The sequence below is a fragment of the Haliscomenobacter sp. genome (assembly GCF_965225875.1).
Taxonomy (GTDB): Bacteria; Bacteroidota; Bacteroidia; order Chitinophagales; family Saprospiraceae; genus Haliscomenobacter.
This window is the reverse complement of record NZ_CBDDBS010000003.1, coordinates 2,553,355-2,566,072: the sequence shown is the minus strand read 5'-3', so window position 1 is coordinate 2,566,072 and position 12,718 is coordinate 2,553,355. Positions and strand designations below refer to the sequence as shown.

General features: G+C 47.7%; 2 protein-coding genes. Both read left to right on the top strand.

Translation table 11 applies throughout. The features are described from left to right. Positions 1-14 precede the first annotated feature (14 nt). Complete coding sequence (locus ACO08K_RS30300) at positions 15-4,118, top strand: T9SS type A sorting domain-containing protein (RefSeq protein ID WP_421800251.1); 4,104 nt, start codon at positions 15-17, stop codon at positions 4,116-4,118. 164 nt (positions 4,119-4,282) lie between these two features. Further along, positions 4,283-12,553, top strand: coding sequence for a T9SS type A sorting domain-containing protein (locus ACO08K_RS30295; RefSeq protein WP_421800250.1), 8,271 nt, complete (start codon positions 4,283-4,285; stop codon positions 12,551-12,553). Positions 12,554-12,718 lie beyond the last annotated feature (165 nt).

Sequence of the window (12,718 nt, the reverse complement as noted above, 5' to 3'; positions counted from 1 at the left end):
TCAAACATGGTATCATGACAACATCAAAAACCTGGGCTATGCCTACTTCAAGGACAATTGCTTCAACTGCGGCTGCCGCGATGACCTTGAAATGGAGCGACAAAGTAGAATTCTACTCTTGCGAACAAATGAAGGTCAATGGCGGGTACTACGCAGTGATTTCGCGGGAATGGACGGCTACGGATTGTAATGGCATGCGTAGTTCGTATGTGCAAAAGATCAAGTTCACCCGTCCTGCGGTTGATGACTTTGTGTTCAAGGATGCCAATCCAGAAGGCAAATACGATCATGTTGTAGAATACAATTCCTGCACACCAGATAAGAGTTTGATTAAGAAGGAAGATGTAACACCATACGTTTGCAGCTACTTCAACACGAGTGCCAACCCACGCTGCTTGTTCATTGATCAGGTGGAATGCAACTATTCAATATCGATCAAAGACACTGAGTTCCCAATCTGTGGGGGCAAGGGCGTGAAGATCGATCGGGAGTTGTATGTACTGGATTGGTGTGCTGGAGGTATTGTAGATACCTTCCACATTCTGATCAAGATTGGAGACTTCACGGCACCAACGGTTGAATACGCGCACGGAGCACCTTACGACATTTCCACTGGTCCAATGGACTGCACGGCAGCCATTCCGGTGACTGTTGCGGGGATCAAGACCGCCTTTGGGGTAACGATCAAGGACAACTGCAACCTGGGTAACATCAGCGTGAGTGTGTACACGAAGGATCGTTATGTAAAAGGAATATTGGTATACGAAGGGCCAGCAAGCCCAATTTGTACCCCCCAAGCGCGTGAAGAGGCAGGGGACCTACGTGGTGACAATGATGCTTACCGCTTGGGTGCCTGCAACAAGGATCAAATCTGCTGGGATAAAGTTGAGTATGCGGTGATGAACGGCATGATGATCGGTCTGCCAGTAGGTAAACACCTGATGGTGATCGATGCCTTCGACGGTTGTTACAATGCCTCCACCACTTGCTTCATCTTCGAGGTCAAGGACAAGATCGCACCAATCATGAAGTGTGACGATGACCTGCATGTAACCTTGAGCAACGCCAATGGCTACACCAATGGATATGCCCAAGTGAGTGCGGCAGACATCGATGAAGGCAGCTGGGACAACTGCAAACTGGACTGGATTGCGGTACGCCGCAATGTACCGGATGGCTGCGCCGCTTCTTTCATTGCCAAAGGTTACGACACGAACGGCAACGGCAAACTGGATGCATTACCTGCGGATGGCGATGTAAGCAAAGCAGATGGTTTTGACCGGAATGGCGATGGGGACATTGCTGACTTTGGCGAAACCTTCATCCTGAAAGGAGGCAAATTGATGACGCCACTGTTGGATTTTGTAGAATTCTTCTGCTGCGATTTGACCGAAAGAGTGACAGTTGAATTGTGGGGTGGCGACATCTATGGCAATACGAATTACTGCTGGATGGACCTGCTGATCGAAGACAAAGTGGCCCCAACCTGTTTGGCTCCCTGGGATGTGACGATCTACTGCGATGACAAAAACATTGCTTCTATCGATGACAAGTTTGCTTCAGCAAAAATCTTTGGCGATGTGACCATTCCAACGGGCAACGATTGTGCTGCTCTGGATACGACCTATACCACCGAGAAGAAATTGAAGTGTGGCGCAGGTTACATCGACCGCATCTGGACTTTGACCAAACAAACGGCGAAAGGCCCGATCAGCGTGACTTGCAAGCAACGCATCCACATTCTACCTGTCCACGAATACAACATTTGTTTCCCTAAAGACATCAGTACCGATTGCAAAACGCCAATCATCGACACGGTAATCACCGACGAATTGGGCTGCGACATCCTGGCGGTGAATGTCCATGACAAACGCTATGATGCATCGGATGATGAGTGCTACAAGATCTTCCGGACTTACTCAGTGATCAACTGGTGTACTTACGACGACCGTTGTGGTGACCCACTGCTGCAAACCAATGTCTCGATCATCGATCGGGCGGTGTTTGGCAACTATGGCAAGGCACCAATCTATGTATTGGTTCGTGACCGCAAAAACAACCGTCGTGATGGCATCGAAGAGTTCTGGGTTTCCAAGGACTTGGTTGCTGGCAACGCAGACGATATTGACTTTACCGAGGAGGTTCCCTACTGCGAAGTAGCTGGAGAGTTCTACCACAGTTTCATCTATACCCAGATCATCAAGGTGTACGATGACACTCGTCCAGTGGTAACAGGCACCCGTGATACCTTCTGCACGAGCCCAACGGCATGTACTGCAAACATTACCAAGGTGGTGACTTTGAAGGACAACTGCACCGACAAGGTGGAATTGGAGACTCAATTCCTGATGATTGCCCCCTTCCAGACTTTGGAAGCAGGCAAGATGATCCTATACTCGACTCCACGTTGGAGCACGAAGGACTTGGGCAATGGTCAGTTTGAGATCAAGGTAGCGAACCTGCCCGAAGGTACCCACGACTTGATTGTGGTGGGCCGCGACGAATGTGGCAACCTGAGCCTTGCCACCCGGATCCCATTTGTGGTGAAGGATTGTAAGGCTCCAGCGCCAATCTGCATCAACGGCCTCAGCACTGGCATCATGCCCGACGGCAATGGTGGTGGGATGATGACGGTTTGGGCATCTGACTTCGTAGCTTCCAAGATTTACGATTGTAATGGTCAGGGCCCAGAAACGAAGGATGGCCTGAAGTTGGTAACCAAGTACTCGATCAACCGGGTGGGTCAGCCAGTGAACAAAGACCAAACTGGTTTAAACTTCACTTGTGCGGACATCAATAATTCACCAATTTTGGTGGAGTTACACGCATGGGACGAAGCGGGTAATCACGACTTCTGCATCACTTTTGTAGAGTTGATTGACAGCCGTGGCGTGTGCCCAGGTTCAGCAGGCGGAGTGAACATCGCGGGTACGATCAGTACCGAAGGCAATGCCAACCTGCAAGGAGCGAGTATCACCCTGAGCGGTGCTGCTTCGCAAAGTGCAACAACAGCAGCCAACGGTGGCTACTCTTTCGTCAACCTGGCGAAAGGAGGGGACTTCACGGTGACCCCACAACTGGACAAAAACCACCTGAACGGAGTATCTACTTTCGACCTGGTGTTGATCCAAAAGCACATCCTGGGCGTACAGGCTTTGAACAGCCCATACAAAATGATCGCAGCGGATGCGAACAACTCCAAGACGATTTCTACCCTGGATTTGATTGCCCTGCGCAAGTTGATCCTGAACATCGATACCCATTTTGCGAACAACACTTCCTGGCGTTTTGTGGATGCGAGCTATGTCTTCCCGAACCCATCGAACCCTTGGTCGGCAGCCTTCCCCGAAGTGGTGAGCATCAACGACATTACCAGCAACATGACAGCGAACTTTGTGGCGATCAAAGTAGGGGATGTGAATGCGAGTGCGAGTGTGAATGGAGCGACGAGTGCAGAAATCCGCACCAGTGAGGACTTCAAACTCAAGACGCAGGAGCAAAACCTGAAGTCGGGCAACGAATACAAGGTGACTTTCACCGCTGAAGACCTGAAAAACGTCCAGGGTTACCAGTTTGCCCTGAACCTGGATCAAAGTAAAGTCGAGTTGTTGGACATCGAATACGGAGTAGCCAAGGCGGAGAACTTTGGCGTGTTCAAAAACGAAGGCATCATCACCACATCGTGGAATAGCAAATACGAGCCGGGAGCATTGTTTACGCTGGTGCTCCGTGCAAAAGCTGATGCAAAGTTGAGCAGTACCCTGATTTTGAACCGTTTGGTATACCCAGAAGCTTATGACCAGCACAATGAGAACCTGGGAATCGCCTTGAACTTTGAGGGCATCCAGGCTACCGAAGCCTACGAACTCCGTCAGAACACCCCAAACCCCTTCAGTGATGAAACGGTGATTGGGTTCACATTGCCCAAGGCTCTGAAAGGAACTTTGACGGTGCGGGATGTGAAGGGAGCCACGATTTACAAAGTGGAAGGCAATTATGCCAAGGGCAACAACCAGGTGACGCTCAAGAAGGAGCACTTGGGAGCCAGTGGGGTGTTGTACTATACTTTGGAAACAACGGACTTTACTGCGACGAAGAAGATGGTGATTTTGGAATAAAGCCATAAAAATTAAACATAAGTAAACAAGTGCAGCGGGAGCAAGGTCTTCTGCTGCACTTGAATTTTATAGCTTATCGTAATTTTATAATAACTGTTTTTCATGTTTGGTTTTCTTATAAGTAAAACCTACTTTTACCTAGTTTTTATCATAATTCTCATAAGATGACCTTTGGTTTACGCTCCACTGCACTGGTAGTGCTCTGTGTGTTTATGTCGATTTGGGCTTTTGCTGCCCCTCGGCCATCCACAGTTGCACCTAAAACATCATCGGGTTTACTCACCCATTTGCCAATATCGCTTACTCGCTCATTACCCACTAGTTTGCCAAAACCATTCAAAGCCTCGACAAACGTGGCTGGAAATACGGTACGATGGACTGGAGCGGTAAGTACCGATTGGTACACTCCCGGCAACTGGACGACCGTGAGTGGCACACCAAGCATTCCCCCTCAACGAGGTTCAACCACGGGAGATCATGTGATTATTCCGAACGTATCTGCGGGTTCGGGTAACTTCCCGGTTATTGCGTCTGGTACAGCTGGGGCAAGGTCAGTGACGCTGGAAGCAGGTGCTTCTTTAACCATTGGCTCAACCGCTGTTTTGGAAGTGGTCGGAAGCGACGCTGATGGCTTTACCAACTCGGGCCTATTGACCAATGAAGGCACACTTAAGGTGGACTCTGCGTACAATGACGCTTTTGTCAATAAACTGGGCGCCCAATTCATCAATAAAAAAGCAGTATCCCTGAGCCATGGTTTTGGCAACCGCTTGGTCAATTACGGTACGGTCAATAACAATGCCAACGGTAATTTTTACATCGATTTGGGTGTGGATACTGCCTTGCTTAACTATGCTACCGGGGTTATCACCAACAACTCCTTGTTTACCGTAAGTTCAGGTAATAATGTGCGGGTATTCAACCTGGGTACTATTCACAACCAATCTGGAACCTTTTCAGTTCAAGGCGCTTCAGCGGGTACCGGGGTCGCAAATGATAAAAAGGCTAGCATCATCAATGAAGGTACTTTCGAAATTCGAGGCGGTGTAGGCGCTCAATTGATCAACCAGGGTACGGTTGAAAACCGCAGCGGATATCTAAGCATAGATGGAAGTTCTTTTCCGGATTTTATAGTGCATAACCTTTATCGCTTCATCAACAAAGCCGCTGCTAATTTTAGCGTTTCAGGGGGGAATGGTTCTGGCTTTATTAATGATTCGATTGTGGTGAATGAAGGCAACATGAGTGTGGGTTCCGGGGGGAATAATGGGACAAAACCGCGTTTGTACAACGGTCCTAGAGATACCATCATCAACAAAGGGTCATTGTCTGTCGAGCCAGGGAATTATACTACCCTTAAAAATTATGGCGTAGTTGACAATTCCGGTTCTTTAAGTCTTCGAGCAGGGTCCTTTGACAATGTTCCCAATGGCATCACCCTATACAACAAATTCAAAGTTTTTAATAGAACTGGTGCAACCTTTACCTTTTTGACTGGGACGAATGACGGAATTGTCAACGATTCCATCTTCATAAACGATGGTACCCTCACTGGTGATTATGGAGGTGGACAGCCCTCTTTTAAAAATTGTGCAGGCGATACGCTAATTTCCAAAGGGAATATTACCATTCAAGGTGTTGGGGATTTCACCCCGACTCCCGGAGTAGGCATCATCACCAACCTGGGGTATTTTGAATTTCATAAAAATATTAGCCTTGAGCGTTCATCTAACCATGCGATATACAATGCAGGGTTGATGATCGGCAAATCTGGCTCTAAGCTGAGTTTGCAGGCGACTTCAAAAACCTTATTGTACAACGATGCAGCGGGGCAAATTTTGCTAAATGGAGAAAGTGAATTTCTTTTCTGCGGACTTGGGGCAATTGCCAACTACGGAAGATTTCAACAAATCGGGGGGCTTTTAAAAACCAATTCGTCTTTAGGCCGTAGAGTAATTGCCAACTACAATTACATGGAAATTTCGGGTGTTCCTGGCTTGATCATAAATCGTTTGGATACCCTTTTTTACAACACAGACACCCTGTTGTTCAAAACGACTTCCGCCAATAGCATCCAAAATATTACTTCCCTTATCATCAACAAGGGTTATTTTTTAAGCCAGGCGGATTATTACTTGGAGAGATTGGGGTATTTCAATAGTGTGATTAGTAATTCTGGAGTTTTTATTCACGATGCTAATTACCTAATAAATGCAAAATACACTGCATCGGAAGTTCCGTTTATCGAAAACAAAGCGAATAGCCGGTTTTACCAAAGAGGTAACGTTACCATTTCTGAATCTAGCAACCATGCCATCTCCAATGCCGGGTATTACTTGCTCAGTGGAAAGCTTAAAGGTACCGGGATGGGGTACAGTGGTAAAGCTGTAGTTGCGAACTCGGATACCTTAATCAATGAGGGGATCATTGAAACGGATACGCTCCATACCGGTATTCAGAATAGCGCCTACTTCCGCAATAGCCGTCGTGGCAAAATATTCGTTGATTATGCCTTGAAAAACGGAATTGATAATACGGGAGATCTTTACAACTTCGGTGAAATCTGGATGGCCCGGGATACTGGAATTGGAGGGACCGGCATTTACAACTCAAAATTATTTGACAACTGTGGTTTGATCAATATCGGCCAAAAAGGGCCTCTTTTTGGCGGAGGGATTGTCAACGCGGGAACCGGGGTATTCAGCAACCGACCTACCTCTAATATTGTGATTGCCAATGTCGATTCCGCTGCAATTGTTAACAACGGAGTTGCGTTCAACAATGGCCTTTGTGCACTTATTGATGCAACTGGCTCAATTGTAGATCAAAGCAATAGTTTTGCCAACCATGGTACCCTTGTGCAAAGGCAAGATACGATAGCGTTGGATGCAGACATAACGACCAATACAGGTACAATCTATGACTTGGATCCAGAAAATCTGGTCGTAGCTAATAACACAGGCCAATTACTTAGTAGTTTGCCCAATGGAGGAGTTGCACCTTCCAGTATTAGTTTCCGTGCAATAAACCCAGAAGCTTGTAATGACGATGCTCAATTTGTCGTAGAAGCAAGTTGTCCTGCCGGGCCCTTTGATCTGGTAATCAGTTACAATGGAACCAATGCGTTGATTGAAGACTATACCAGTGGGGACACCATCAGACTCTTTAATTTGCATGAAGGCACCTTTGATTTTGTGTTGAAAAGTATCGATGTAGACGGGGCAGGACAAGTGGAAAAAGACATTCCAGCGGTATCCGTCTCAATCATCGAATGTCGGCCTAAAGAGATCAAAATCTCGGATCCTTGCACTTGTGTGAACAATGCACCGGTAGTTGCAAATGGCAGTACGACCAATGGAGGTACCTTTAGCGAAAAAGTTGAGGTTCAAGGGCCCTCAGGCCAAACCTGGACTATTGTTAGTGTAAGTGGTTTGTACAGTGACAGCGATGCCAATAACGCCTATGTAACGGGTAATACAATCCCGGAAACCGGGGTAGGAACCGGAGTATATGATCTGCTAGGCTACCACCGTGATGGAGTGGGCTACACCATTTCGGTGACCAATAACCGCGGGGATACCTTGAGCATCGGCAACAAATGCTTCTATCCTGATCCAGTATTTACGGGTCTTCCAGTGCTGGTATCACCGAATGCTGCACCCTTTACCGTAACGGGTACTGTAGCAAACAGTGCGGCAGGAACAGGAACCTTTATTTTGGATGGCAATCCTCAGGCAGGAGCCAGCGCAGCGCCTACCAACTTGACAATCAATCCTGCAACTTTATCTGGAGGTGTCCATACTTTGGTATACAGCTTTGATGCAGGAACACCTGGTGCCAAGGACCCGAACGACCCTGGTTGTGTACAACAAGTACGCCAACGTTTCCAGGTGGCCAACTGCGCTTGTCAGGATGTGACGGTTAGTCTGAACGATGACTGCCAATTTGCGCTAACTGCCAATATCATCGGCGATGGAGCTTGTGTTGGAGCTACTGTTCGTGTCATGGATAATAACCCTGGCAACGGAAATATCATCGATTGCGCTGGGGTTTGGACTTATGGCTTGTTTGATAGCTTTGGGAATATCCTGTGCTGGGGGAAAGTAACGGCAGAGGACAAGGCGGAACCCATTTTGTTGTGCCCACCAGCGGATGTGACCTTGGATTGTTACGATGTCAATTATGTGTTGAACAATCGTCTGACCATAGGGAATACCAATACCACCAGTTCTCCACGCCCTGCAGCAAGCGGGAATCAGACGATCCTGAATGCGGAAGGTATTGGCGGCGATGATTGTGGTTTGGTACCTCCGGCTTTGGTTTCTGACAACATCAAAAACCTGGGCTATGCTTACTTCAAAGACAACTGCTACAGCTGTGGTTGCCGGATTACCCTGAAGTGGAGCGATAAGGTAGTGTTCTACAATTGTGATGACATGAAGGTAAATGGGGGCATCTATGCTACCATTTCTCGCGAATGGGTAGCAACTGATTGCAATGGCATGAGTTCTGCTTATGTGCAAAAAATACAGTTCAAACGTCCCGATGTACGTGATTTTGTATTCAAGGATGCCAATCCAGAAGGCAAATACGATCATGTTATTGAGTACAACGCTTGTACTCCCGACAAGAGCCTGATCAAGAAGGAAGATGTAACGCCATATGTATGCAGCTACTTCAACAATCCTCCTTCTAACCCACGTTGTTTGTTCATCGACCAGGTTGAGTGCAACTATTCTGTATCGATCAAAGACACTGAGTTCCCAATCTGTGGTGGTAAAGGTGTGAAAATTGATCGTGAATTGTATGTATTTGACTGGTGTGCAGGTGGTATCGTAGATACTTTCCACATCCTGATCAAAATTGGAGATTTCGAAGGCCCAACAGCAACCTATGCAGAACACGCTCCATACGTAATCTCGACGGGGCCGATGGATTGCACTGCTGCCATACCGGTTACTGTTGCAGGGATCAAGAGCGCCTTTGGCGTGACGATCCAGGACAACTGCAACTTGGGCAACATCAGTGCAAAAGTGTATACCAAAGACCGTTATGTGAAAGGTATTTTGGTATACGAAGGGGATAAATCTCCGTTCTGTAACAATTGGGTGCGTAATCCACAAACCGAATTGCGCAATGAAAGTATCCATGGAATATTGGGACCGAATGAGCATCACCAAAAAGAAGACATCTGCTGGGAGCCTGTAGAATATGCAGTGATGAACGGCATGATGATCGGCCTTCCAGTGGGCAAGCACCTGATGGTGATCGATGCTTTTGATGGGTGTTACAATAGTAGCAGTTTTTATTTTGTATTTGAAGTACAGGACAAGATTGCACCTGTTATGAAGTGTGACGATGACTTGCATGTCACTTTGAGCAACGCCAATGGCTACACCAATGGTTATGCTCAGGTGAGCGCAGCAGACATCGACGAAGGCAGCTGGGACAACTGCAAACTGGCCTGGATTGCTGCTCGCCGCAACGTTCCAACTTCATGTACAGCTAGCTTCATTGCCAAAGGATACGACACCAACAACAACGGCAAATTGGATCCTCTGCCAGCTGATGGCGACTGGACCAAAGCAGACGGTTTTGACCGCAACGGCGACGGCGATTTGGCGGACTTCGGTGAAACTTTCATCCTGAAGGGTGGCAAGTTGATGACTCCGCTGGCTGATTTTGTGGAATTCTTCTGCTGCGACCTCGCTGAGCGTGTAACGGTGGAACTCTGGGGTGAAGACGTTTACGGCAACACCAACTACTGCTGGATGGACCTCCTGATCGAAGACAAAGTGGCTCCAACCTGTTTGGCTCCATGGGATGTCACCGTTTATTGCGATGACAAAAACCTGGCTTCTATTGACAGCAAAGTAGGATCTGCGGCTGCCTTTGGCGATATCACTATCCCATCTGGCAACGATTGTGCTGCTTTGGATACGGTTTACACTACTGAGAAGAAATTGAAGTGTGGCGCAGGCTATATCGACCGGATCTGGACTTTGACCAAAGAAACGGTTAAAGGTCCAATCAGCGTAACTTGCAGGCAACGCATCCACATCCTGCCCGTACACGAATACAACATTTGTTTCCCTAAGGACGTGTCTACCGATTGTAAAACGCCAATCATTGATACCGTTATCACCGACGAATTGGCTTGTGATATCTTGGCTGTAAACGTAAGCGACAAGCGTTACGATGCCTCGGATGATGAGTGCTACAAGATCTTCCGTACTTACTCCGTAATCAACTGGTGTACTTATGACGACCGTTGTGGTGACCCATTGGAGCAAACAAATATCCACGTTATCGATCGTGGTGTGTTTGGTAACTATGGTAAAGACCCAATCTACTTGTTGGTTCGTGACCGCGAAAACAACCGTCGTGATGGCGATGAGGAGTTCTGGATTTCTAAGGACTTGACCGTAAGCCCTACAACTGACCTCCGTGCTTATCCATACTACTGTGATGAATCAGAAGAATACTACCACAGCTTCATCTATACTCAGATCATCAAAGTATACGATGACACTCGTCCGGTTGTAACTGGTGACCCTGCTGAGTTCTGCATTCGCGAAGGCGCTGATTGTCTGGCTAACCTGAAAATGGTGATCACTGGTAAGGACAACTGTTCTGACAAAGTGACCCTGGAAACGCAGTACCTAATGATTGCTCCAGGTCAGACTTTGGATGCCAGCAAGATGATCCTGTACTCTACTCCACGCTGGAGCACCAAAGATTTGGGCAACGGCCAATTTGAGATCAACGTCGCCAACCTGCCTGAAGGCAAGCACGACCTGATCGTAGTGGTACGTGATGAGTGTGGTAACCTGAGTGTTGCAACCCGGATTCCATTCACCGTTAAAGACTGCAAAGGTCCAGCACCAATCTGTATCAATGGCTTGAGCACAGGCATCATGCCCGACGGCAATGGTGGCGGCATGATGGCAGTATGGGCATCTGACTTCGTTGCTTCTAAGATTTACGATTGCAACGGCCAAGGCCCAGAAACCAAGGATGGTTTGAAACTGGTGACCAAGTACTCAATCAACCGCGTAGGCCAACCAGCAAACAAAGACCAGACTGGTTTGAACTTCACTTGTGCAGATATCGCTAATTCGCCAATTTTGGTTGAGCTACACGCTTGGGACAATGCGGGCAATCACGACTTCTGCATCACTTTTGTAGAACTGATCGACAGCCGTGGGGTGTGCCCAGGTTCAGCGAGCGGAGTGAACATCGCGGGTACCATCAGCACTGAAGGCAATGCCAATCTGCAAGGGGCCAGCATCACCCTGAGCGGCGCAGCTTCGCAAAGTGCCACAACAGCAGCCAATGGTGGTTACTCCTTCGTCAACCTGGCGAAAGGTGGCGACTTCACGGTGACACCACAACTGGACAAAAACCACCTGAACGGGGTATCTACTTTCGACCTGGTGTTGATCCAGAAACACATCCTTGGCGTAACGGCGTTGAACAGCCCATACAAAATGATCGCTGCTGACGTAAACAACTCCAAGACGATTTCGACCCTGGACTTGATTGCCCTGCGCAAATTGATCCTCAACATCGACACCCATTTTGCGAACAACACTTCCTGGCGTTTTGTAGATGCCAGCTACACCTTCCCGAATGCCAACAACCCCTGGGCTGCGGCATTCCCAGAAGTGGTGAGCATCAACGATATTGCCAGCAACGTGGCGGCTAACTTCGTAGCCATCAAAGTAGGGGATGTGAATGCGAGTGCAAGTGTGAATGGATTGGCGAGTGCCGAGGTACGTACCAATACCAACTTTAAACTCCAAACGCTAGAACAGAACCTGAAACCAGGCAATGAATACCGGGCAGCCTTCACCTCAGAAGACCTGAAAAACATCCAAGGCTATCAGTTCGCGCTGAACCTGGATCAAAGCGTGGTGGAGTTGTTGGATATCGAATACGGAGTGGCCAAGGCCGAGAACTTTGGTATCTTCAAAAATGAGGGTCTCATTACAACTTCGTGGAACAGCAAATACGAACCAGGAGCATTGTTTACCCTGGTGCTCCGTGCAAAAGCTGATGCGAAGTTAAGCTCAGCACTAAGCCTCAACCGTTTAGTACACCCAGAGGCTTATGACCAGCACAATGGAAATCTGGGGGTCGCCTTGAACTTTGAGGGTATCCAGGCCACTGAAGCCTATGAGCTGAAGCAGAATACCCCGAACCCCTTTAGCGATGAAACGCTGATTGGGTTTACGCTGCCCAAGGCGACGAAAGCAACATTGAGCATTCGCGACGTTAAGGGTGCCTTGGTATACAAAGTGGAAGGCAATTACGCCAAGGGCAATAACCAGGTGACTTTGAAGAAGAGCCAGCTGGGGGCCAGTGGGGTCTTGTACTACACTTTGGAAACAACCGACTTTACTGCGACTAAAAAGATGGTGATTCTGGATTAGGAATACCAGCAAAAAAAGCATAATTAAACATGTCATAGGGGCTTTTGCGCAACAAGTGCAGAGGCCCCTTTCTTTTGCTTAAAAAGAAAAACCCGCCCTTTACTAGTTAATTCGCCTGCATTAGAAGTTATTTTGAAAAAAAGCATTTAAGTTTTATAACAAACT

Coding starts and splice junctions, on each gene's coding strand:
- ACO08K_RS30300 (WP_421800251.1), top strand. CDS start 15: ATGACAACATCAAAAACCTGGGCTATGCCTACTTCAAGGACAATTGCT.
- ACO08K_RS30295 (WP_421800250.1), top strand. CDS start 4,283: ATGACCTTTGGTTTACGCTCCACTGCACTGGTAGTGCTCTGTGTGTTT.